Source organism: Roseibium sp., assembly GCF_039982295.1.
Taxonomy (GTDB): domain Bacteria; phylum Pseudomonadota; class Alphaproteobacteria; order Rhizobiales; family Stappiaceae; genus Roseibium.
Window position 1 is genome coordinate 1 of the sequence record NZ_JBDWYP010000014.1, and the last position, 23,054, is coordinate 23,054.

Genomic DNA, 23,054 nt, shown 5'->3' on the forward strand with positions numbered 1-23,054 from the left:
TGGCCGAAGAAAACCGCCGCCTGAAAAAGATGTATGCCGAGATGGCAATGCAGAATGAGCTGCTGAAGGATGCTCTGGGAATTGAGGCCGCCAGTGCGCCATTGGTTCGAGCACAAGGCTGAACGCCTTGAGGCCGTCTCAACGCAAAGAGATGGCCACCAGTGCAGTCCGCTGCGTTGCGCTTACCTGCCGCACTTTCCAGATCAGCGAGAGCTGTTATCGCTATGAGCGCAAACTCAGTGACGAGAATGCCGAGATCGCGGACTGGCTGGTCCGGCTAACGACGACGCACCGAACCTGGGGCTTTGGCTTGTGTTTCCTTTATCTGCGCAATGTCAAAGGCTTCGCATGGAATCACAAGCGTGCCCGGCGGATTTACCGGGCGCTCGAACTGAACCTGCGCATCAAGCCGAAGAAACGTCTGGTTCGGGAAAAGCCGGAACCGTTGGCTGTGCCCGATGGCCCGAACATGACGTGGTCGATGGACTTCATGTCCGATCAGTTGGCCGACGGACGCAGCTTCAGGACCTTGAACGTTCTGGACGACTTCAACCGTGAGGGCCTGGGCATTGAAGTGGCCATTTCCATTCCGGCCCTTCGGGTTATCCGCACGCTGGAGTGGATCATCGAATGGCGCGGACAGCCGTTGAACATCCGGGTGGACAATGGTCCGGAAAACGTCAGTGCCGCCCTGCAAATATGGGCATCGAGACGTGGGATCGGCTTGGAATACATCCAGCCCGGCAAACCGCAAAAGAACGCCTATGTCTAGCGCTATAACCGAACCGTCCGCCATGAATGGCTCGGACAATACATATTCGAAGCGATCGAGGAGGCACAGGACCACGCCACACGCTGGCTATGGACATACAACAACGAGCGGCCCAACATGGCCATCGGCGGCATCACACCCGCAATGAAACTCAAAACAGCGGCCTGAAGTCCAGTTTTAAAACCCACGAAAAATGGGGTGATTACCGATGACCGGCGGGTGATCAGCGGCATCATTCATGTTCTGAAGTCGGTGGGTCGATGCACCGGGGGTCTGCGGGCCGAGGGAAACCCTCTACAATCGCTTTGTCCGCCGGTCGGAGAAAAGTGTCTGGACAGGGATCTTCGACACATTGTCCCAAACCGGCGGTCCTGTTCTGGAAGTGATGATCGACAATACAGCCGTTCGGGCGCATCGGGTCGCCCATGGCGGCAAAGGGGGGCTCAAGCCCATGCCCTGGACCGAGCTCGTGGTGGTTCGGGAACAAAAATCCACGCCCTGAGCGACCACAAGGGACTCCCAATCCCCTTCCACCTGACGGGAGCCAATGTCTCGGACTTCACAGGAGCTGAGGCACTCTTGCCGCTCGTTCCGACAAACGGCGTTCTGCATGGCGATAAAGGCTACGACAGTGACCGGATCCGCCGAGCCGTCGAGGCGCGCAGTTCTCTGCCAAACATCCCGCCCCGCAAAACACGAAAATCGAAAAACTGTTTCTCGCCATACCTTTACAAGAGCAGAAACGTCATCGAGAGGATGTTCGGCAGGCTCGAGGAGCTTCGCAGGATCGCAACACGCTATGACCGCCTCGCCAAAAACTTTCTGTCGTCCCTCTGCCTCGCGGCAACCGTATGCTACTGGTTATGAGTCTGGACCCTAGAAACCTGTCCCGAATTTCGGGACCACTTCAATTGGCTCCGTGCAACTGGATCAGCCGGTCCAGGGCAAGTTCAATCGTTTGCAGCGTTTGGCGTTCTACCCCGAGCGACACCACCAAAACGACCTCACCTTTGGAACTCATACCGGCACTAACCGGCGCCTCGAGGATGGAATCCCAGCCTGAAAGAAAAAAGAGACCCTTGAGATCATCAGCAAGCAAACGGCCTTTGTCTTGCGTCAGACTCAGCAACATGCGCTCCTTATCGCGTGCGGGCGTAATCGAGAAAGTGCCGGCTTGATCGAACTCGAACGAAACGCTGCCGTCCTCGACAGGACGAACATCTCCAAGACCGAGGTTTCTGGAGAACTCCCGAACGGCAGTAAATGACCGATCTGAAAACAATGATTGCATCGTGAAAGAATTTCTGTGGTACCGAGACATTGCCCAGAGAAAGAACGACTACCCTGCCAATAAATCCCACTCAATGATTTTGATTGGCTGCAACTAGCTATCGCAGGTCGGGTGAATGGACGGCGCAAAGGACCAGTTAATTGCAACAAAGCCAGCGATACCCGCAATTTGGCCCGTACTAACCTCGCATTCCGCATGCGAATAGGCCGCAATTCGATTGACCAACATGCTTTCTGCTTCGCCGAATAATTCATAGGCATTGCCGTCTATGCGGAGATACCGGTAAAGCGCGTGATGTTTGTCCCTGAAAATCGCAAGCGCTGAATGCGGGATCTCAGTTCGCGCCTTCAGAAACATGCCCTGACGCGAGATCTGGAAGACTTCCTGGCAGAACTCCGAGAATTCAGCGTTCTGAGGTTCGCTCGACACGCAAGCGTTCTTGGCGCTGAACACATTTTCAGAAACACCGCGCCCGTTGATTTCCCGCGATGCTTCCGGAACGGCATGGGCCGCGACGATCAGGACAACGAACGTAGTCAAGGACAAAAGTGCCAAGGCTTGGAGGAAATGCAAAAAAAATGGCTCCCCGGATCGTCGCGCCCGGGTTGCTTCGAAATCTACAGACATTACGACTCCCTACTCTAGTTTTGAATCGATTTTGGACAAGTGCGCGCTACGCAGACAGTGTTTAAAGATCTGCTCCAAGGCTGCCTTTGACCTGATCCATCTAGTCTCATATGGACACTGCGGCCACCGATGTGATGTGCCGTTCGGCACAGGAACAGTGTGAATACGGAGAGTGTCTAATGAAATTGCAACCTTTGCTGACACAAGGCACAGGCCGCTGTCGGGCGACAGTGGCTGCAGGAGAATGAGGCGGCACTTGGACTTTCAGGGTGTTGATGAAAGCCGCCCCGCTCCCTGAAGGGAGCAGGGCGCTAGGATCAATAGATCTTCATGTTCCCCAGCACGTTCAGGAACGGCAGTTTTGACGGCTTCCCGATCTTTGCTTCCGGCTTGAAATCGGTAAGCTGCTTGGACGTGTCAGAGAAACCCGTATTCAGACCAGCCGAACGAGATCGCAGCAGCCGTGTAACCTCATCTAGCTGGTGCGACCGACGCACCACACGAGGTGTGATCATCACGAGCAATTCGGTCCTGTCCTTCACCTCGTCGGTTTGCTTGAAGAGATTGCCGACTACCGGAACCTTTGAGATCATCGGAGCCTTGTTGGTAACCTGCTCCCGGCGGCTTTGGATCAGGCCACCGAGCAGAGCCATTTTCCCGGACTCGATCACGACATCGGAGTTAATCGTGCGTTGAGAAATGATGGGAGTAAGGTTCTCGCCGCCACCACTGGTCTTGGCAGAGCTGACCTCCTGCTGAACATTCAACAACACCGAGTTATCCGGACGAATATTCGGCGTGACCTGCAGTATTACACCTACGTCCCTCACTTCGATCTGGTTGGTCGTCGTGGTTGTACCGGTCTCGTTCGCGTTCGTTTGTTGAACCAGAAACGGAATCTGGTCGCCGACAGACAGTCGCGCTGCCTTTCCATCAAGTACCGTGAGATAGGGTGAGGATACCACTCTGATATCGGTCACCGTTTGCAGGGCCTCCAGAACGAAGGATGCTGTGGTTCCGTCAACAGAATCGACGTCGAACAGCGCAACCGCACCAGGCTCCCCGGTGTCAACCGGATCGGGGAATTTCGACGATCTTACCTTAATTCCCTCGCCGTTCAGAAACGCCTGCACACCGTACTTCAGTCGGTCATTCAAAGAGACTTCGACGATCGTCGCTTCTATGACCACCTGCGCCAATGGGACGTCAAGTGTGCGAACGACTTCGCGAATACGTTTGAATTCCCTGAAACTCGAGCGTACAAGAAGGGCGTTATTCCTGACATCGGGAACGATCGATACGCTGTCTTCCGTCTGGACTCGTGCATTGCCCAGGCGCTCCAGTTTTCCAGCGAGTTTCCGTTTCGCAGCCTGCCGGACACCATTGCCAAAACCTGCTCCTCCACCCTCGCGATCGGTTCCGCGAATGATCGCCGGCGCGGAAATCGACGATGCGTCGGCTCTTTCCTGACCCGGGTCGTCAGCCGGAATTGACGCCGTCAGAAGGTCCCTTGAAGGGTCAGGCTCATACGCCGGAAGCGCGCCGCCGGTGTTCGCAAAAATCGCATTCAACTGAGCTGAAATTTCTTCCGCTGGCAAGTTCTTGAGAGATATAATGCGCAAAGAGGTCGCATTCTGGTTTTCCTTGTCCAGTCCCCGCACGAGGGTCCGCATGTTGTTCATGACCTGCTGGCTCTTTGCGACAACAAGAATAGACTGTTGATCATCCAGCGGAATGACCAGCGGGATCTGCGTTCCGAATTTTCCGGAATTCTCAAAATATCCGACCACTGCATCCGCGACCACTTCGGGTGGGCTTTGCCGCAGCGGTATGACAGCGATAAATTCGTTCTCACCCGAATTCCCGACAATGGCGCGGATCAGATCGACAACGGCCTGTTCATCTGAAGGATTCACCCGAAGCACCAGAGAATTGCTGGAAACCACCGGAGTGATCGTTGAACCCGCCGGCAGGATCTGCGTGACCGCCTGAGCTATTTCCTCCACATTGCCGTTTTCGAGCTGGAGTACCCGTGTCTTGATGTCGCCGATTTCACCAGCCGCCGCATTCAGCTCCATTGCAACTAATGTGGCGGCGGGTCCGATATGGTAAACACCGTTGATGATTTTCATCACATAGCCGTAGTGCGCGAGAATGTCGCGCAGGATGGACGGTATGGAGGAGCGTGGAACCGGAGTTTCGGTTTTGAACGTTACAAACCCGGTGAGCTCTTCAGAAGCAACGAAGTTTGCCGACAGCATACCGCCGAGAAGCTGTCTCACAACATAACCTAGAGGTTCGTTGTCGAGTGCGATTGTCACAGCTTCATTCGGGTTGGCCATTCCTGCTCCGACCTGGCCGAGTTCGGTGATATTTCGGTTGATCTCATTCGCGCTGACCGAAAACGTCGTCGGCTGGTTCTGCAAAACCCCCACGAATCCGATGCCCTGGCTGGTTGGATCCATGCCGTTGACGCGCGAAACATCCAGTTCGCCCGTTTCGACATGCTGCAGATCATTTGCCAGAACGGAGTTTCCGGATAGATCGAGAAAGCTTCTCTGACTTTTGCCGACATCGTCTCCTTCCTGTTTGGCGGTTTTTGCGCACGCAGCAGCGAATACCGCCACCAGGGCGATAGCCGCAATTCTTTTAAAAGAAGAAGTTCGCGTCTTTTGCGCTGATTTCATTCTATATTCCAGTTTGAGAAGTATTCCCCCAAGAAAAATACAAACTAGTTGGACTTGGAAGTAATTGGATTATTTAGAACTGGATCAAAACTAATTACTTTCCAGTCCATGTTTCTCGGATAGATTAAGGGAGAGACGTAGTTATCATACTGTATAATTGCGCCCATCCACCCGATACTAAGTAGCTTGCTGTATTCGTCTGGGGACGTTCCCTCGCGAATTTTTGTCCCGTCCGGCGTCTGGATGAAACGCTCGGAACCGCGAACCATTACGCCTGACACAGCAATTGCAGGCGGAACGAAGTCTCGAACGAGATAGCGAATGAAGAAAGGGTTCCTTTCCATCTCAACAAGAGAGGAGGAATTTAGAACGGAATTGCGCTCATCGATGTCGTCAAGACGCCCCGAGCAGTGTCGTGTGCGCGTGGGATTAAGCGCGGCTTCCAGTACTAGCAGTTGAACGGTCTGATCCAGATCGACCAGAGACTTGGTCTTGCTCTCGCTCAACTGGTCGACCAGACTGACGACTTCCACAAGATCGAAAACCGTCAACCTCGAGTCCTCCCAACAACGCAAAGCCGGGTCGGTCGGATTGGTAACCAGAGGAAGTTGGACGGTGTTACTGTACCCGCCACCGGAGCGGAACAACCGGGTTGCACTTTCACCGGGAGCTGGGCCAAATGGCCTGGTATTCACACCGGTCAGGCTCGCGCTGACCACAGGCAACCGTCGGTCACTGTCCTCGGTTGGGGCGGAACTGTCCACCTGCAGCAGGGCAGCCGCATCCTCGTCAAGCATCAAGTCGCCCGCGCCGAGTTTGCCGTTCTTGAGTTGCTCCAGGCTTAGGCCGGAAGCGCCATCTGAACCGCCCCAGCCACCGGGATCGAGAAGAGTCGGTCGGGAGGAAATAACCTTGCCGTTTTCATCGACGATCTGCACAAATGAGATAAGCGGAATTTTTTCCGCATATCGCCGTGCGTAAGTCTGAATAAAACCGATCCACGCATCGAGCTTGCCGGTGGTCACAACACCACTCGCCTCGATGCGCTGCCCGGACAACTGAAGCAGGACTGCTTCGTCGAGTCTCGCCCGTTTCGCAAGCTCCTTCACTTCTCCCAGATAGGAGTTTGCGGTACTGACCCGGAACTCTACGGCTGATACCCCGAGAATCTCGCGTGTGATATAGTGACGGAACCGATCCGCTTCATTTTCCGAGAGAATTGTGCCATCGATCGAAACAACGCCTTCTTCAGAGACCTCGAATGTGACATCCACCTCAAAGCTTTTGATCGCGGCCTCAATTTGCCGACGGATGGAAGAGACAATCCAGACCCGCGGTTTTATCGGTAGATCTATGTCTTCGACGATGTTCAGGATCGCGCTGCGCTGGACGAATTCCTCTACATGACCGCTGACATAGATAGTGCCATCGACTTCGGGCACGACCGAGATCGAACCGGAGAACGGCAATTCATTGATGCGGGCTTTCAGGGAGGCGACGAGCTGCTCTCGATCCGCGCTGGCAATACCAGTGTCGCCGCCGAAAAGGCCGGAACCTGCACCGACCGCGGTACCGACCACCGCGCAAGACACAAGAAATATCGCTCCTTGCCTGATCCAGGACCGATTCAGGTTGCGAACCGTCCACCTGCTAAACAGCGGTCCAGCGTTCTGCTTTTCTTGAAACTGCGCGGCAAACAACGCCGCCCAATTGTCGTCTTCGGCCCCGATGGCAAAGTCGGTCGAACCTATGGTGATTACTTCCAGCGAACCGAGATTGCGCCAGTCGTCGGCGCCTGCGTCGGCGACAAGGCCGTTTTCAGCCATCACTTGGCCGGCGCCACCCGCAATACTTGCCTTGCCGTCTTCAACTCTTATGCGAGCGTGCCCGGTCTTAAGGCAAACGTCGACGAACTGGAGATCATCGTCCGGACCGGATCCTAGGACATACTCTCCATCTTCAAGCAACACCTCAACACCGGCTTGCGTGCCCGTGATCGCCTTCAGAATCAGCGGACTGCCGGTCCTTTGAGCTGATTTGATGTCCTTCAAGCCAATCATTACAATAATCCGGATACTTGGGCCGTAGACCTACGACAATTTTCTGGACGAGAACCGCCTACTTGGCTTCAGCCAGCGCCCCCGGTGTTGCCCGGGAGCGCAGACCGCAAAGGTCAGGAGTTGCACCTGACACGCGTCGCTACTAAACGACGTTTCGAGCGATAGTTTTCAGGGAATCGGAAACCGATTTCAGCATGTTGGTCCGCAGGTTCGTCACCGCGGACCATGAGTTCATCGCCATCTGCATCGAAAACATCTTTTCCGTGTCGGACAGGTTGGTGTTCTGCTCGATGTTTCTGATGTCTTCTTCGATTGCAGCAATCTGGTTCTGCAGTTCGGTCTGACGGAAAATTAGATCGAAACCGTCCCGAAACTCGAAGTCCTTTCCGTCTTCAGCGCCACCCGGCAGCGTCGGCGTATCGGGAAACGATGCCGGAACGTTCCAACTTCCTGAAGTGTCTTGCATATTAACTTCCTTTTTGCTGCGTTGCGTTGCATGAAAAAACGTCAATATTTGCTAATGACGCAGCAAGCCGCAACCAACGCCTTGTGAACGACCTTGGCCTGCTGGAACTCCTCGCGATTGAGACCGTTCTTCATTTTCAACTCGATGAGAGACGCCTTTTCGGCAAGGTCGTTAGCGATCTGTTTTTTAAGGTCTCCACCGCCCTTCGCGCACAGACGTTCTTCAAGTTCGGTCATCCCAAAACCCGGCATTGTGTCTTCTCCAAATGCGCGCTCTCTATCCATCCTTATCCTCCTAGTGCGAAGCATTCCTGCTCAAGCTGCCTCGGTTTCAGCAAAATGATCTTTCTGTCGACTATCGTAATAAGACCGCTTTGCTGCCATTTTTTAAGTATTCTATTCACATTCCCACGCGTTCCGCGCGCCATAGATCCTAAATCGCTTTGCGTTACGACTGGCCCCAGGTATTCATACTCAGATTCATCCAACACTATTCTTTGCTTCATCATTTGCGCTAGACGTATAATTGAAAGACCGAGCCTAGATGTCAGATTTCCCATATACAAAACCTTTGTCGACTCGATGTATGTTTTGTACCTTTCAACAACCAAGTCGTTGAGCCCACGCATAAGCTTGGCACCGTCAGAGCAGCCGCTGTGGAACAGATCGGCGCGCAATGTTAGGTAGCTGACGGGACCAATCGCCGAAGCCGTATCCTGGTAGACGGACCGATCCAGCACCCCCAACTCGCCAAAACTGTTGCCCGGCGGAACGACCGCATAAAGAATTGAGGTGCCGTCTTCGAGGATGTAAGACAACCGGACATAGCCGCTCACAACAATGAACAACACATCCGCGGGGTCATCCTGCAGATAGATCACACCTCCGTCCGGAAGAACATTTCGCCGCGCATTCGCGAGCAAGTCGTCCTCCAGCTTACCGAGCGAAGAGTTCAATTCTTTTGGCCAGTGAAACATGCCATTTATCCGTTGCTTTCCTTCTCACGAGGGATTGCTACTGCAACCAGTTGAGCGTCTCGCCATGCGGCCTTCAATTTCATCAACCCTGGCGACACTCAACCACGACTCCCGCTAGCGGCACCGACCTTCCCCGTCTTGCACGCCCATCTGTCCCTGCGGCACAGGTTTCGCCAGAAACCGGCCAAAGGATATGTGATCTTGAACACTCGTTAACGACTTGTTAACTACTTTCGATTCTCGCACTAACTCTTTCTTGCCTTCAGTATCGAGCGCAAATAGCGTTGGTAACGAAAGTTAATTCAAACACTTCAGACCTGAGAACATTTTTCTGGCCGATTGCACACCAGGCCAAGCATTCTGCCCACGGCGATAAACTCGCACCCAAGAAGCGACCGCTATTGCCGCGGCAACCCGGGCAGCAGCCCCAAAATCGCCATGATGCGCTCCCCGCTTCGCCGTTTGTCGGTCACACGGATTTATTTAGACGAAGCACGCGGGAATGACGTGTGATTGTCGGCACACTACAATTCGGCACGATTGAGGGAGCGTCCGCCGCAGATGTCCGCGTGAAGGGCCGCGGCCAGAGACTGTTCCAGTCCGATGCCACCTGCAATTTCACCATTAATGTACTATTTGGCACCGCGGAGTCTCCCGAAAGCCTCTATCTCTCAGATGTCAGTCGATGGAATCATCTCAGCTCCAGGATGGAGCCGCTCCAGAAAAGAGCGTTTCGCATACGTTTGCGAGTTTGTTCGGGTCGAATGTCAAAGGGCAAGCGTCTGAAGCACAGCTTGCGCCGGAGGCGTGGGGAATGCGGCCCTGCGCCTCCTGAGGCGCGCATTTTTGGCAACCGACGCGCCATGCTCCCCCCCCCCCGGGCTGTTGGTCCGACCTTCCTGCCACTGACTTGCACGGGATTTTCCCCCACTGTTGATTGGAGTCCGGCCCATCCAGAGGACGGACAATGAAGCGAACGAGATTCACAGACGAGCAGATTATCGGCATCCTGGCCGAGCACGAGGCAGGCGCGAAGTGCGCGGACCAGTGTCGCAAGCACGGCATGTCGGAAGGTACCTTCTGCGATGGGAAGGCCCAATTCGGCGGCATGACAGCGTCAGAAGCCAAACGGCTGAAGGCGCTCGAAGATGAGAACGCCAAGCTGAAGAAGCTTCTGGCCGAGCAGATGCTGGACCTGGCGGCGATGACGGAACTGGTTTCAAGAAAGTGGTGACGCCTGCCGTGAAGCGCGAGGTGATCGCGCATCTGACGTCCCTGCTCGGGCTCTCGGAACGGCGGGAGTGCCGAATTGCCGGGGCGGATCGTAAAATGGTCCGCTACCAGGCGCAGCGTCCACCAGACACGGTGCTGCGTGGCCGCCTGCGGGCTTTGGCGAATGAACGACGGCGGTTTGGCTGTCGGCGCCTGTTCGTTCTGTTGCGGCGTGAAGGGGAGCCGTCCGACATCAAGCGCATCATCGGTCCTACCGCGAAGAAGGCCTGATCGTGCGCAAACGGAAGGCCGGGAATGGTTGTCTCTGACAATGGAACGGAACTGACTCCGAACGCCATCTCGCGGTGGTGTTCGGAGTACCGGATCGAGTGGCACTACATCGCGCAGGGCAAACCGATGCAGAATGGCTTCGTCGAGCGTTTCAACGGTCGCTTGCGTGACGAACTGCTCAACGAGACCTTGCTCCGCAACCTGGCTCATGCGCGGATCGTGATCTCTGCCTGGATTACCGACTACAACACCGAACGCCCACACTCGGCATTCGATTACCAGACCCCGGCCGAATACGCCCGGACACTAACCACCGCAATCGCCCGACCCGACACGCGATCTGACAGCTCCGCGCGACATGCGATTGCTCAAACCCGCGCCGAATGGCGGAAACACCAATCAGGCTCAAATCGCAGCTGGATAAAAGGTCAGCCGCAGGTCACAAACAGTACACACGCCCACCGTTCTTCGTGTCACTTTCTTTAACCGCATTCAGAGAATCTTTTGGCAACCTTCAAAAACGGTAAGGTCTTACAATGTCAACTACTCGAATTACCGCTTCATTATAAATGCCCCGAGTGACTTCAGGGGGTATCTCGTGCGGAAATTTTGCAGCGATAATGGCAACGATGGCGATATGTCAACGCAGGTAAACTCTAAGATGAACGCATCGGCTGCAAAGACGGACAGTCGTGGCGGACTAGAAGACATCAGGGTTGCTATACCCGTGGCTGAAGAAATGATGGAAAACCGTCGGGGAGGAAATATACATCCGATCGAAGTGGTAAGGCCTCCGGTGACCGTAGTGCTCAAGCCTGTAGATCCGACGCCCAAGGACTGGAGCGCATTGCGCCCCAAGAAGCCGAAGCTTTCACAACAAACCCTTCATGATTTGTCCAAAACACTCGAGCGTCACTCTAACGTTGAAGATGTGATTGAGGGCGGTATCCCATTCGTTGAAAAATTAGCACAACAGAAAATTGACCAGAAGAAAGCCGCAGCCGAGAAGGAAATCGCTCGCTTAGAAAAGGGCCATAAACATGTTTCACACATGAAAGCTCACATGGAAATAGCCGAATTTGTAGCTACCGAGAAGAGAGCGCGCAATACCTTCGTCAATGAATGGTCGAAGATAAGAGACCATGCAGAGGAAGTTATGGACGCGTGGGTAAAAAGGAACGAAGGCTACACTCCTCCGCAGGAAGAGAGCTCTGGCGGCCTAGGCCCGTGGTACGGCGAGTTCTTCAGGTAAACTCTATTTCTTCGATCTTTTTCTAAGAATCGGAGCCTCCAAGGAGGCTCCGATTCAGACTTCTTGGGAAATGCTCTAGTTATGTCCGCAGTTCCGTGGCGAAAACCGGCTCGGGAGCCTGTAGTTGGGGAGGACGAGTTCTATTTCGTAAGCGCGATCAGCTTCCTCCGCATATTCTGGGTAACTACGGCGGCGACAATATGGGCGATTACGACGATTTCGGGAAACACCGGATTCGGGAAATGGAATCGATTTGGAATAGGTGGGATATTGCGGTTCGTCCCGGCAAATATAGAGAAAGTGCTTTCGAGAAAGCATGGGGGTCGCCTGACGATCCTTCTAGAGCGATGTACAAGTTTTACCCTCCTCCCTCCTCCGAATGGAACGAGGATGCTTGATTGAATAGCCCCGGGGTTGCCGGAGAGTAAAACTCCCACAGGATACCGGTTATGGATCAGAAGACGGCTGCCACGAGATCATACAGCTGAGTTTCGTGAACGTGGCGATCGGCATTTTCGAGATCACCGCTAAGTATTGTCGCAAGCTAGGCCCTTTTGACAAAGTCTCGTAACCACAGGCGTGCGGCTTCCAAGTTTAGGAACGCGGCGAAGGACGCCTTGGTCTTGTCGTAGCGTGTGGCGATCCTACGGAATCGCTTGACCTTGTTGAACATGCGCTCGATATGGCTCCTGTCCTTTTAGGCCCGGAAGTCGCAAGGTATCGGTTCCCTGCGGTTTGACTTTGGCGGAATGACGGGATTGATACCAGCCAACAGAAGGCTTTGACGCACGAAATCCCCATCGTAGCCTTTGTCAGCCAGAAACAGGCGGGGCTTGCCACAAGGCATGTCCAAGAGATCAGGAACGGCGCAGTAGTCTGATGCTTCGCCACCCGTCAGGACAAAGCCGAGAGGACGTCCTTGGCCATCTGTTCGGGCTTGGATTTTCGTCGTAAAGCCGCCGCGTGATCGAGCAAAAGCCTCCTTATGAGTCCCCCATTAGCGCCTGCTGCCTGACTTTGGCCGCGGACTGTGGTGCTATCGATCATGTGTTGCCAGTCATCGGTGAGCCCGAGATCCACCAGCGTTTCCAGCAAACCGTCCCAAACACCTTGCTCTGCCCACCGGCGGAACCGGACATAGACCGAATTCCATTTCCCGTAGCGTTCATGCATGTCCCGCCAAGGGCAGCCAACACGCAGGACATGCAACATGCCGTTCAGATAACGACGGTTATCTTGTGCCGGGCGGGACTTTCGACCCCACTCTCAAGGAAGCAACGCTTCGATCAATTCCCATTCCACGTCTGTTAAATCGCCCCGATAAACAGCATTGGCCAAGACCACCTCCCAAAGGACAGTCTTGAATCACAGCTCAACTGATTTGGGAATCCACTTTGTCAACAGCACCTAGTTCAAAAGGGCAAAACCAATAGGCTCCAGAGAAGGGCTGCCGGAATTACGCTATGCATTATTGCAACCACAAACGAGGGGCTGCGCCTGCCGGCGCAGCCCCTTGCGCAGAGCATCCCATTTTCCGGTTGGAGGCGAAGAGCCCCAAGACGAGCGTGCGACCAAGTTTCGACCCCGGCGCGTGCCGGATTTCGGCCTCCTGGCGGTAGCGAATATCTACGTATCTTGGACCGAAATCCGCCACGGGAAATCGCATTTTATCGGCATCGCTTTTCACTTCAGGGAACCTAGAGCTCCAACGTGAAAAGCGATGCTATTTTTCCGTCCAAACGCAACATGCTTTAGAGGTTTTGGCGCAAATTACCGGCTTCGACGTCGCGAAAGCTCATAAGGGATGCCCCTTATTCTGCGGTTTCGCCTCTTGAAACAGGACAACTTTTGCGCGCAATCAGTTCCAATCCCTTATCGACGACAGGACCTAGATTGAGTATTCCGACCCCGTATTCTCGTTCCTGACAGACGTTCTCGGGGTGTCTTCCGTCGATGTCGCGTTGTCACGCGAACGAGACTGCATAAGCTTTCCCAACATGCGTTGAAGAATGGTGGCTTTCTTCTTGTTCACGCCACTTTCCGAAGTACGTTGTCCTTCGGTATTATCTTTAGCGGCGGGACGCAAATCTTCCCTTTTTATCTCTGTTTCCAGTACTTTGGCGCAATATTGCGCGTCACTTGCCGCATTCTCGGTGCGCACGGCTTTCCTGTTGACGGAGGATGCCTTGATCGCCAGGATTCCTGCGTTGTACTTTTTCAAGACCCTATTGCTGCTGCTGGCACGCTGTTTCAAACCGGCGTTCAACAATGTTCCCGACTTGTCATCGTAGCGCTTTTTCTTGCGCTCAAGCGTCTCCTGGCTTGCTTCAACAGCCCGCGCAGCCTTGGTCACACGGCCTGGTTTGTTGCGCCTAAACAAACTGTAACTGCTCGACTGGTTGGTCGGCTTCAGCGCATTCCGGTCTTCGAAACGCGCCAGCGCCTCGCCACCCGAGGCCTGGGCCTCATTTATCACGCCAGTGTTAGGAAAGATGAGGGCTCCCTTTCCCTTCTTCATGCGACCGATGGCACAGGTGTCTGTTTTTCTCTTTTCAGGCCGCTCCGGCATCTCCACCTCCCTGCCAAGGAACTCTCCCCCTTCCGAGGTCTCTTCAACCGGCGCGAAGGGATCGTCAAGATTATCAAATCTGATCATCTGGGTATCCGGTACTGAATCGACATCTGACATTTCGGCATCACCTTTATTTTTTGAACACAAGTCTTTGGACCGAGCGGCCTGTGACGGCGACATACGCCCGAAACATAGTCCTTTTCGACTTCCCATCGTTCGTTCATCGGAAAATACTTTCTAGAACGAGCGAAGGTCCATATCAGTACAATCGACCCTGCTTCCGCATTGTAATTTTTAACACTATATTTGCTTGACAAGAACGCAACATTCTCATGGTTTGCAACCGTGAGGTCGACACTCCGTTAGAGGGAGGGGTACCCCATTTCCACGAACGCAACCCTCGAGCGCTTGAAATTCCCTTACCCGACGATAAAAATGTCCTTGTCGGCGCAGCTCCGGGCGAAGTTTCAGCGAACGCTATTTATGTTTTAAATAGCCGATTGAAAGTTCCTCTCTCAACAACCGCTGCAAAACGTATGAGGACCCGTTGAAAGACACAGAAAGCATCATAACTTAGCTGGATTGAGGCTCATTTGAGTAAGCTTGACAGAACAACTTTGTATTTCGGGACAGGTGACTTGAGAAAAATGCTAAGGTTTCTATCGCTTGCATCGCTAATGGTTGCCGTATCGATTTCTGCGGGTTCGGCACAAAACTTTGCCGGATGCGTCGAAAGCCAGGCGGTGGATCCGCCAAGAACCATTTATCAATGCGCAAACGGTCTTGTTTTGGAATCCGAGGCAGCCGCGGCTCTTGAGATAAATGCTGGCGCAGGGTCGCCGCAAGTCGTCCGGATGGAGAACGACGCCGTGCTGATCCAGCTGCCGCCAGGGGGGGGGGCATTCGAGATTCGGACACCACATGCGATCGCTGCCGTCAGGGGTACCGAATACATCGTGGACGTTACCTTGGAGCAGACGTCCGTATTTGTCGTGCGCGGAAAGGTTGCCGTCTCCCGCGCGAATGGATCGGAAACCGTCCTTTTGACCCAGGGCGAAGGTGCCGACGTAGCGCCCGGAGTTCCCTTTGCGCCGGTACGCTGGGGCGTGCCGAGAGCTGAAGCATTGCTTGCACGCTTCGGGCGATGAACACAAGATTCCAGGCAGTTCTTTTCACCGCCGTCTATGCGTGCGGCATCGTCTGGGCGATCTGGCTCGCGCAGATCCACATCAGCGGCCGCTTAAGCCTGATCGACAGGCTGGAAACTTATCTTCTGGACCTGAGAATACTTGCGAACGGGCCTCAGACCCCGTCCGCGGACGTGGTTATTGTCGCTATCGATGACGAAACGGTCGACGATCTTGGCCGGTTTCCCTTAGGACGCGGTGATGTCGCGGAGATAGTGGAAAAAATAGCTGCCGCTGGCGCCAGTGCGCTCGCGGTCGATATCCTTCTGGCGGGCACCACACAAGAAGCCGAGGATAATCGACTGGCCGAAGCCTTAAAAAAACTACCGTCCCTGATTGCATCGGCGGGTCAGTTCAACGATCGAAAGGCGGGCACTTCGCCGTTTCCAACACCGGACAGGGAACTGATGCCCTTGCCCCTGTTTGTAGACGCAGCACAGACGGGTCTCGTGAACGTATCGACAGATGGCGGCGGCACGCCAAGATACCTGCCGATGGTGTTTCAGACTTCAGCCGGTCTTTCGCCGTCCTTCGCTTTACGCGCAGCCGGCCTGTTCCTCGACAGAAAACCGTCGTTTACCCTTGAAGCCGTCCGTGTGGGCGGCAATCTGGTTCCTCTGGACCTCAAATGGCACTTGCCACTGCGCTACTACGGTCCCGGAAAGAGCATCAAGACACTCAGTGCCACACAGCTGCTCAGCGGAACCCAACAGAACGTCAGCCTTGACGGACGCCTGGTGGTTCTGGCGGTAACGGCGACCGCCGTCGGCGACCGCTTCAACACACCCTTCGATCCAATCCTTCCAGGTGCGGAAGTTCTTGCGACCGGAATCTCGAATTTACTCCAGGGTTCCGGACTTGAGCGCGACGGCTCCATAAGAAGAACGGACGGTGCCGTCACGCTCGTCTTCACCGTTTTCGGCATGCTTGCCATGGGCCTTCTGCCCCTGGCCACGGCGACAGTGCTCTATATAATTGCTCTTGTCGGCTGGCTTGTGTTCACCGCCGCCGCCTATGCTAACGGTTACTGGTTCAACGGTATCTTGCCGCTCGCCGGGAGTATCGCACCCGTCATAGTCGCGGCGGTGATGAGACAGGGCTTCGACTTGGCACGCTTTCGGCGCATGGCGCGGGCGCGGGACGCACTCAGCCGCTTCCACGCCCCTGGCCTGGCCGCGCGCATCTCAGACGATCCGGAGTTTCTCAAAGTGCCGCGGCAGCAAAACGCGGCGATCTTGTTCTTAGACCTTGCCGGGTACACCGGCCTGTCGGAAAAATTTGGCCCCTCGCGTGCACGCGAGGTGCTCAAGAAATTCCACACCGTTGTGGTCGATGAGACAATGAAGCATGATGGTGTGGTTCTCGACCTTATGGGCGACGGCGCCATGATCGGGTTCGGCATTCTCGAGGAAAGCCGAACGGACGCGGCCAGGGCGTGCCGATGCGCCTTCGCACTTGTCAGGGAAATCGGTTCCTGGTTGTCCTCTACCGGGCCAGGCTCCGACATCAGCTCCGTTCGGGTCGGCGGTCATTTCGGACCGGTTGTAATCTCCCGGCTGGGACATGAGTACCACCAACAGGTCGCGGCGACAGGCGACAGCGTAAACTCGGCGAGCCGGTTGCAGGACGCGGCCCGCCAGTTCGGAGTATGTGTGGTCCTGTCCCGGGATCTCACAAGCGCGGCGAACGAAGGCGCTTTCAGTCCTATCATTCCGTCAACGCGTACGATTTCGCTGAGAGGCAGGCAACAGCCGATCGAGATCGGTTTATGGACGGCGTCAGAAGTGGGGACCGTCTTCAGCACGTCCCGCTGCCGGTAACGAAGCCCCACCTGTCTTCCGGAACAGGCCACGCTATAGAATACTCGTTTGCCCCAGCCACCGGCCGACATTTTCACATCTTTCTGACTGCGCACCTTGTAGGCAAGCGCGGGAGGCGCTCCAGCAGGTTTTTAGTTATTCAGGCTAGCATCAAAACCAGGAACAATCGATTGGATCCCGCTTGATTGGCTTTGGCATAGGCTCGCAAATGCAAACGCATGCCCCGCTCGTTCTCCGGGCCAGGGTATCCTGCGCCGGAGCGATACGCTCCGGACGTCTGGCGGACTAACCGTTCGTCAGCCGCCGCTGCGTGCCTTGACCTGACAGCCGTTTCACATCATCAATCGAAGCCGTGCGAACGGGACTCGGTCGGCATCGTTGTGCAGTCTCAGCCCAACCATGACGTCTGCCGGAGAACATCCGAGCAAGCAAGTCTCGCGACAACGATTCATGAAACAGGTCCTCCGATGTCGTTAAGAACAATTCTAATTTTCATAAGTTCATTGCTGATGGTTTGGACGATCTTTGTTGCTTACTACTACATTCAACAAGGAATAAAAGCGAACGAGGTAAATCCGTCCCCGGGCAGGATCGCCACCATTCTCACACTGGTAAATGCGGCACAGCCACAGGACAGAGACACCCTGCTTGATGCTCTAGGATCTCCTTTCCTGGAGCTCGACATTCTGCCACGACATGCGCTTCTGTTTGACGGGCAAGGTCCTGCCTATTCACGTCCGAACGTCCGCGAATATTCCTCGGTCTTTGGCGAAAGTTTACTCCACGTCGAAGAAAATCTACCATGGAACAGCCCATTCAGGGATGCATTCGACACGGTCTTAGGCCGACAAGGATTTACTTACCCAGCGAGCGCACTGACGTTCTGGCTTGCTATAGACGATCATTATATGCTCGTCGTGCGCTCCCTTGTCCCAATCGTCGTTTCTCCACTCGGCCTCCCCACCGGGACTGCGGCGGGCATCATCGGCGCGGGATTTGCTTTCCTCACTATTTTGATTTTTCATCGGGAAGTGTTGCCATTGAGAAAGTTCGCGGCACTGGTCGAAAAGATCGACCCGGCAGGTGAAACCATTGATTTTCCAAAATTTCGCTCCGCTACCCCCGAAATAAGGTCCCTGCGAGACGCCTTCCTTCGTCTTCAGTCCAGGCTCCAGACGCTCACGCGCACGCGTATGGCGCTGATCGGCGGAATACAGCACGACGTTCGCAGCTTCGCGACCCGATTGAGGCTGAGGGTAGAGACGGTTCCGGACGAAAGCGAACGCGAACGCGCGATAGCTGACATAGATGACATGATCACCCTTCTGGACGATGCATTGTTAGCGGCCCGCGCCGGGTTCGGTTCACTTGACCAGCAGATTGTCGACATCGCCGAATGGCTGGTCGGAGAGGTTCAGGACCTGCGCTCTATCGGCTTTGACGTACACTATGATGACTGTCCCGTACAGGACTGTGATCAGGTGCTCGCCGACAGGGTAGCGCTGCGCCGGATTTTGGTGAACCTGGTGGAGAACGCGATCAAATACGGGAACGAGTGCAGCATCACACTACAACAGGACCAAGACATGATCGACATCAACATCGACGACCGCGGCCCCGGATTCCAGGATGACACCGCCAGGCTTTTGATTGAACCTTTTGTGAGGGCAGAAGCCTCCCGTGCGCGCAAGACCGGTGGCGCCGGTCTCGGACTGGCCATTGCCAACAGCCTGGCGGAAGCCCACGGCGGGCACATAACGCTGAGCAACCACCCGGAGGGCGGCCGCGTTTCTCTCAGTCTGCCGGTTTTCGATGCAGACTGAGAGACAAACCTCTGCGCAAGTCATACCACCATCGCGACCGGCACTGTTGAAGCCGCCCGTCTGACGGATTTCCCGGAACCGTTTCGCTCGATATGTCGAAGCAGTCCCGCATCGCAGACTCTGGCGCGGCCTTGCACCGCACCAAAGCTTCGGGCCCGCCGGTTATCAAAATCCTGCGGCTCAGAAAGTCAACTTAAGCCGCGCTCCGACGTTGTTTTCCTGGGCCTTTCCACCGAACTCGCGGCGGTAGTTTGCGGAAATAGCAGCCCAGTCGTTCAGCCTGAGGCTGGTGCCCGCTTCAACCAACAAAGTATCTTCGTCAATCGGCGCGCCGGAGACCGTGAACGGCTGCGAGCCCTCGAAAGCAGAGGTGACCTGCTGCGTCGTGTCACCGAACCGATGCCGCCAGGCCACCAATCCGTTGAAAGAAAGGCTGCGTCCCTCCCCGAGAAAATCTTCGAAGGTCCGCTCGGTTCTCAGCCCCAGCGTGCTGCTGCCAAGGAAATTGGCTCCGGTTTCGGTCGTTAGCGCGGCGTCGCCACCCTCCTCAGAAAAGCTCTGGGTTCTCATGTGTGTCGCAGAGAACCCGGCGAAGGGGGCGAAGTTGGCAAAGGTCGTCTCCATCGTGTAGCCGATCTCGCCGAAGATCTGAGCCGAATGCGCAGCGTAGTCCGCCTCGAGCGTATCTGCGAAGCCGGAGAAAGCCACACTGCGGGTCGAACTGATCTGGTCGCGTGAGATGGCACCACCCAGATGCACCTTGAACGGTCCAACGCCACCGCTGGCATATGTGCCGAGGACAAGGCTTTCGATATTGGCGCTCGATGCGCGGTCCGTCATGGTCACGTCCGTTCGCCCGAAGCCGACGAACACGCCGAGCAACATGCCATGGACATCGTAACCTTCCATCCCCGCGAACCCACCGCCGGTGCTGGCGTCGAACCGCGCTGCATTGCCGTCTCCCTCGACCTGTGCGAAGGATCCGTATGCCTGCGCCCAGATCGATCCGCCTCGCGACACTTCCGGCAGCGCGCGACCGGGTCCGTGGGTTCCGATCTGCACATCGCTACCGATCAGACTGTCATCGAAAAAGCCTCGGGTTCGTGCCCTGATGACATCGCGCACGAGCGCGCTGCTCCGCAGAACCTGGCTTTGAGCAGTCGCGTGGAACTCTCCCGACAATTGATCCAGAATTGCGGGAACTTCATCAGCTTCCGACACCTGCAGCGTCGCGAATGCCTCATACACACCGTTGTCCGGCGACAAGCTCTCCAGCCCGCCCGCTGTCGCTCGCTGGTTCGGTGTTCTCGACAGGTCCGCGAACGCGGTACCGTTCCGTTCGCCCGTCAGAGCGACCGACGTCGGATCATAGACCAGCGCAAGGTCAACAAACAGGTGGTTGTCGTTGATTGCCTCGACGCTCTCACCCTCAAGCGTACCAAACTCACCGGTTATCTGCGCACCGGTCAGCAGGACGGTCGGGTCTGAGAGGCTAATGCTGAAATCGTCGTCAACATCGATCTGGACGGAAGCGCCCTCGTCGATCGTTACAATGCCCGTGCTGTCGAGCACTCCGTCGTCGTCGACGCTCACCAGATAAGTGGAGCTCTCTTGAAAATCAACATCACCGGCGGAGCCGGTACCGGTCAGGGTTCCTCCGTCGGCGACGCCCACGTTGCCGCCATAGGTCGTGTCAATCGACAGAATGCCGCCCGTTACGCTGCTTTCGCCGGTAAAACCGGAGAAGTCTCCAGTGAGACTCGTATATCCGGCTTCCTGCGAAATATAGCCATAGCCGGTGACTGTCGCGTCGAGACGAAAATCGTCTTCCGTGTGGTTCAGCACGATGGAACCGCTCCCTTCAGAGCCCTCGCCTTCATCGAAGGCGATTACGACAGGTTCACCGTCCTTACCCTTCAGCGCCCCTGCGCCGGTCGCCGCGGCCCCCGAAGCTCCGCCGATGGTCAAGCTGGCGGAGGTCTGAAGGGTCACTTTCCCACTCTGGAGTATTCCGCCATCTGACAGAACAATGGTTCCGCCCTGTTCCACCGAAAGACTGCCCGCGTTCAGGCCGCCTTTATCGGTGATCGTCACGGAGCTGCCGGTTACGGTCGCGGTCGCCGCCTCAATCCGACCGCCGGACGACACATCCGCGCTCGCGCCTTGCGTCAAGCTGAGTCTATCCGTATCGACCAGACTGTCATCACCGCCTACGGAAAGATCTCCCTCCTCGACGCTGACCGTACCCGAGGCGATTACCTCGCCGCCTCCGGTCACATCTACTGAGCCAAGCTGCTCTACAGTCAAGTCCGTCGTTTCAACTGTTCCTTCTTCGCCCACGGAAAGTCTGCCTGTCTTGACATCAATGTCGCGGACATCGACGAGGCCGCCTGAGGTCACCTCAACCGCGCTGTCGGTTGCAAGAAATTGAGAATCCCGCCCTATAATCAGTTGATCAGCGTCGACACTGCCGTCCTCCTTGACGGACAGCGTTCCGCGCCCCTTGTCACCGACGACAACTTTTCCGTCGGCGGACAAGCTTGAGCCTTCCCCAGAGACTTCAACCTCCCCGGACGCAATGGATACTAAACACTGTCTGCCTCCACAAAAGGCCGTATTGACCGCGCCAAGCACAACATCGCCGCCGACTTGCACAGAGCCGCCGTTTGTTACACCCAACGTCCCTGTGCCTTCCTGTCCGACTGTCAGATTACCATCAGCGGCAAGTTGCGTTCCCTCGCCGGTCACGTTTACGGCGCCTGAACTCTGGCTGGATGAGCAATTCTGACCTTTGTGGTCGCAGGTGACGACGTTTTTGTTTCCAATAACGATGTTGCCCGTACTTTGGACCACCGCGCCGGAGTCCACCGTGAGGTCGGACTCTTTCTTTTTATCACCCACCGTGATCGAATCGAAGGTTTTGTTTTCCGTGAGGGTGTCGCTCTCGCCATCGACCGTTAAGATTTCCGCATTGGCAGCTCCAATGACATAGCCTGAACACACGATGATTGCCAAACCGCTACAGGCAGCCGTAAGGCGCTTCTTGAGCGCGGTGGGCCGTGGGCCACACGACAAGAGCCGAAAACAGCTGTATACGCGGCTGCCAATATCTGCATCACAAATCTTGCGTGTCAATGCATTAAACTCCTAGCTTACTTAACTCGATCCGATAAATATAATATTTCGACACATTTTAAGCTTAGGAAAAAGGTGTTTTACCTTTTTTTACTTCGCACCAATGTCGGATTGATAGGATCTAGCTTTTCGAAGAATTAGAACATTGAGCTCTGCTTACCCTGTGCTATTTGACACAGGGTAAGCAGAGCTCAATTTAGACGTGTGCATTACATTACTTCACGCATCAAATTTTCGCGCTAGCTCTCATGCGTACTTCTCGCGCTATTACTACGATCAATAGCGAAACATGAGGCAAGATTGCCAAGTTGTAGAGCCGTTTGAGAGCTGATAGATCGCTGTAATTATTGTCGTCGGCGGTGTTAACTACTTTTCTGACTGACAATTCATGGCGATAAGTTCTGTCGCAAACTTCTCCTCTGTCGGTTCCATTGCGCATTTTGCGGTTTAGCTGTGGGTTCTGAGGAGGTTGAAAATTGGACTTCTCCGGCCTTTGATGCGCTTGGAGAACGAGATGAAGAAATCACGATTTACGGAAAGCCAAATCCTTGCAATTTTGAAGCAGGGAGAGAGCGGAGTACCTGTTTCTGACCTTTGCCGGGAACTCGGTATTAGCAACGCGACTTTCTACAACTGGCGGTCCAAGTATGGCGGTATGGATGCGTCGTTGATGGCGGAAATGAAGGCTATGGCCGAAGAAAACCGCCGCCTGAAAAAGATGTATGCCGAGATCGCGGACTGACTGGTCCGGCTAACGACAACGCACCGAACCTGGGGCTTTGGCTTGTGTTTCCTTTATCTGCGCAATGTCAAAGGCTTCGCATGGAACCACAAGCGCGTCCGGAGGATTTACCGGGCGTTCGAACTGAACCTGCGCATTAAG

15 protein-coding genes and 4 pseudogenes are annotated in these 23,054 nt (G+C 55.2%); 8 read left to right on the plus strand and 11 right to left on the minus strand.

The genetic code is table 11. The features are described 5' to 3' along the window. Together ABJZ52_RS02275 and ABJZ52_RS02280 are read left to right on the plus strand one after the other, a co-directional pair. Window positions 1-940: pseudogene (locus tag ABJZ52_RS02275) on the plus strand (IS3 family transposase); the annotation flags it as partial. Between the two features lie 39 nt (window positions 941-979). After that, window positions 980-1,639: pseudogene (locus tag ABJZ52_RS02280) on the plus strand (IS5 family transposase); the annotation flags it as partial. Between the two features lie 40 nt (window positions 1,640-1,679). Here the strand turns inward: ABJZ52_RS02280 and ABJZ52_RS02285 are convergent. The 7 genes from ABJZ52_RS02285 to ABJZ52_RS02315 all read right to left on the minus strand — a co-directional run bounded on the left by ABJZ52_RS02285 (window position 1,680) and on the right by ABJZ52_RS02315 (window position 8,879). Beyond that, window positions 1,680-2,063, minus strand: a complete 384-nt coding sequence (locus ABJZ52_RS02285; protein WP_348188160.1) for a hypothetical protein — start codon at window positions 2,061-2,063, stop codon at window positions 1,680-1,682. A 93-nt stretch (window positions 2,064-2,156) separates the two neighbouring features. Beyond that, on the minus strand, window positions 2,157-2,603 hold the full coding sequence (locus tag ABJZ52_RS02290) for a hypothetical protein (RefSeq protein WP_348188162.1): 447 nt from the start codon (window positions 2,601-2,603) through the stop codon (window positions 2,157-2,159). 404 nt (window positions 2,604-3,007) lie between these two features. After that, a complete protein-coding gene (locus ABJZ52_RS02295) occupies window positions 3,008-5,377 on the minus strand; it encodes a secretin N-terminal domain-containing protein (protein ID WP_348188165.1) in 2,370 nt (789 codons plus the stop codon). 44 nt (window positions 5,378-5,421) lie between these two features. Then, window positions 5,422-7,437 carry an EscD/YscD/HrpQ family type III secretion system periplasmic domain-containing protein gene (locus ABJZ52_RS02300; protein ID WP_348188168.1) on the minus strand — a complete coding sequence of 672 codons (2,016 nt, stop codon included), beginning with the start codon at window positions 7,435-7,437 and terminating at the stop codon, window positions 5,422-5,424. A 142-nt stretch (window positions 7,438-7,579) separates the two neighbouring features. Continuing rightward, entirely contained in the window at window positions 7,580-7,903 is a 324-nt protein-coding gene (locus tag ABJZ52_RS02305) for an EscF/YscF/HrpA family type III secretion system needle major subunit (RefSeq protein ID WP_348188171.1), read from the minus strand. Between the two features lie 41 nt (window positions 7,904-7,944). After that, complete coding sequence (locus ABJZ52_RS02310) at window positions 7,945-8,187, minus strand: hypothetical protein (RefSeq protein WP_348188174.1); 243 nt, start codon at window positions 8,185-8,187, stop codon at window positions 7,945-7,947. A 2-nt stretch (window positions 8,188-8,189) separates the two neighbouring features. Continuing rightward, window positions 8,190-8,879, minus strand: a complete 690-nt coding sequence (locus ABJZ52_RS02315; protein WP_348188176.1) for a Crp/Fnr family transcriptional regulator — start codon at window positions 8,877-8,879, stop codon at window positions 8,190-8,192. A 967-nt stretch (window positions 8,880-9,846) separates the two neighbouring features. Here ABJZ52_RS02315 and ABJZ52_RS02320 point away from each other — a divergent pair. Beyond that, window positions 9,847-10,806 (plus strand): annotated as a pseudogene (locus ABJZ52_RS02320) (integrase core domain-containing protein). 237 nt (window positions 10,807-11,043) lie between these two features. Next, window positions 11,044-11,634 carry a hypothetical protein gene (locus tag ABJZ52_RS02325; protein WP_348188178.1) on the plus strand — a complete coding sequence of 197 codons (591 nt, stop codon included), beginning with the start codon at window positions 11,044-11,046 and terminating at the stop codon, window positions 11,632-11,634. 697 nt (window positions 11,635-12,331) lie between these two features. On the opposite strand, the gene ABJZ52_RS02330 is transcribed toward ABJZ52_RS02325, so the two are convergent. The 3 genes from ABJZ52_RS02330 to ABJZ52_RS02340 all read right to left on the minus strand — a co-directional run bounded on the left by ABJZ52_RS02330 (window position 12,332) and on the right by ABJZ52_RS02340 (window position 14,323). Then, a complete protein-coding gene (locus tag ABJZ52_RS02330) occupies window positions 12,332-12,577 on the minus strand; it encodes a transposase (protein ID WP_348188186.1) in 246 nt (81 codons plus the stop codon). Beyond that, window positions 12,529-12,846, minus strand: a complete 318-nt coding sequence (locus tag ABJZ52_RS02335) for a transposase (protein WP_348188180.1) — start codon at window positions 12,844-12,846, stop codon at window positions 12,529-12,531. Before ABJZ52_RS02335 ends, ABJZ52_RS02330 begins: the two co-directional genes overlap by 49 nt. 676 nt (window positions 12,847-13,522) lie before the next feature. After that, a complete protein-coding gene (locus ABJZ52_RS02340; protein WP_348188181.1) occupies window positions 13,523-14,323 on the minus strand; it encodes a hypothetical protein in 801 nt (266 codons plus the stop codon). 530 nt (window positions 14,324-14,853) lie between these two features. Between ABJZ52_RS02340 and ABJZ52_RS02345 the strand changes: the two genes are divergently transcribed. The 3 genes from ABJZ52_RS02345 (at window position 14,854) to ABJZ52_RS02355 (ending at window position 19,036) form a co-directional block, all read left to right on the plus strand. Further along, window positions 14,854-15,354: a FecR domain-containing protein gene (locus ABJZ52_RS02345; protein WP_348188188.1), complete on the plus strand. Its 501-nt coding sequence runs from the start codon at window positions 14,854-14,856 to the stop codon at window positions 15,352-15,354. Further along, on the plus strand, window positions 15,351-17,213 hold the full coding sequence (locus tag ABJZ52_RS02350; protein ID WP_348188183.1) for an adenylate/guanylate cyclase domain-containing protein: 1,863 nt from the start codon (window positions 15,351-15,353) through the stop codon (window positions 17,211-17,213). The genes ABJZ52_RS02345 and ABJZ52_RS02350 overlap by 4 nt, the downstream gene beginning before the upstream one ends. A 380-nt stretch (window positions 17,214-17,593) precedes the next feature. Then, window positions 17,594-19,036, plus strand: coding sequence for an ATP-binding protein (locus tag ABJZ52_RS02355; protein ID WP_348407681.1), 1,443 nt, complete (start codon window positions 17,594-17,596; stop codon window positions 19,034-19,036). 180 nt (window positions 19,037-19,216) lie between these two features. Here ABJZ52_RS02355 and ABJZ52_RS02360 read toward each other — a convergent pair whose 3' ends face one another. Next, window positions 19,217-22,171 (minus strand): autotransporter domain-containing protein, encoded by a 2,955-nt coding sequence (locus ABJZ52_RS02360; RefSeq protein WP_348188184.1) that lies wholly within the window; start codon window positions 22,169-22,171, stop codon window positions 19,217-19,219. A gap of 514 nt (window positions 22,172-22,685) precedes the next feature. Here ABJZ52_RS02360 and ABJZ52_RS02365 point away from each other — a divergent pair. Continuing rightward, window positions 22,686-23,054 (plus strand): annotated as a pseudogene (locus ABJZ52_RS02365) (transposase); the annotation flags it as partial.

Coding starts and splice junctions, on each gene's coding strand:
- ABJZ52_RS02285 (WP_348188160.1), bottom strand. CDS start 2,063: ATGCAATCATTGTTTTCAGATCGGTCATTTACTGCCGTTCGGGAGTTC.
- ABJZ52_RS02295 (WP_348188165.1), bottom strand. CDS start 5,377: ATGAAATCAGCGCAAAAGACGCGAACTTCTTCTTTTAAAAGAATTGCG.
- ABJZ52_RS02300 (WP_348188168.1), bottom strand. CDS start 7,437: ATGATTGGCTTGAAGGACATCAAATCAGCTCAAAGGACCGGCAGTCCG.
- ABJZ52_RS02305 (WP_348188171.1), bottom strand. CDS start 7,903: ATGCAAGACACTTCAGGAAGTTGGAACGTTCCGGCATCGTTTCCCGAT.
- ABJZ52_RS02310 (WP_348188174.1), bottom strand. CDS start 8,187: ATGGATAGAGAGCGCGCATTTGGAGAAGACACAATGCCGGGTTTTGGG.
- ABJZ52_RS02315 (WP_348188176.1), bottom strand. CDS start 8,879: ATGTTTCACTGGCCAAAAGAATTGAACTCTTCGCTCGGTAAGCTGGAG.
- ABJZ52_RS02325 (WP_348188178.1), top strand. CDS start 11,044: ATGAACGCATCGGCTGCAAAGACGGACAGTCGTGGCGGACTAGAAGAC.
- ABJZ52_RS02335 (WP_348188180.1), bottom strand. CDS start 12,846: ATGTTGCATGTCCTGCGTGTTGGCTGCCCTTGGCGGGACATGCATGAA.
- ABJZ52_RS02340 (WP_348188181.1), bottom strand. CDS start 14,323: ATGTCAGATGTCGATTCAGTACCGGATACCCAGATGATCAGATTTGAT.
- ABJZ52_RS02345 (WP_348188188.1), top strand. CDS start 14,854: ATGCTAAGGTTTCTATCGCTTGCATCGCTAATGGTTGCCGTATCGATT.
- ABJZ52_RS02350 (WP_348188183.1), top strand. CDS start 15,351: ATGAACACAAGATTCCAGGCAGTTCTTTTCACCGCCGTCTATGCGTGC.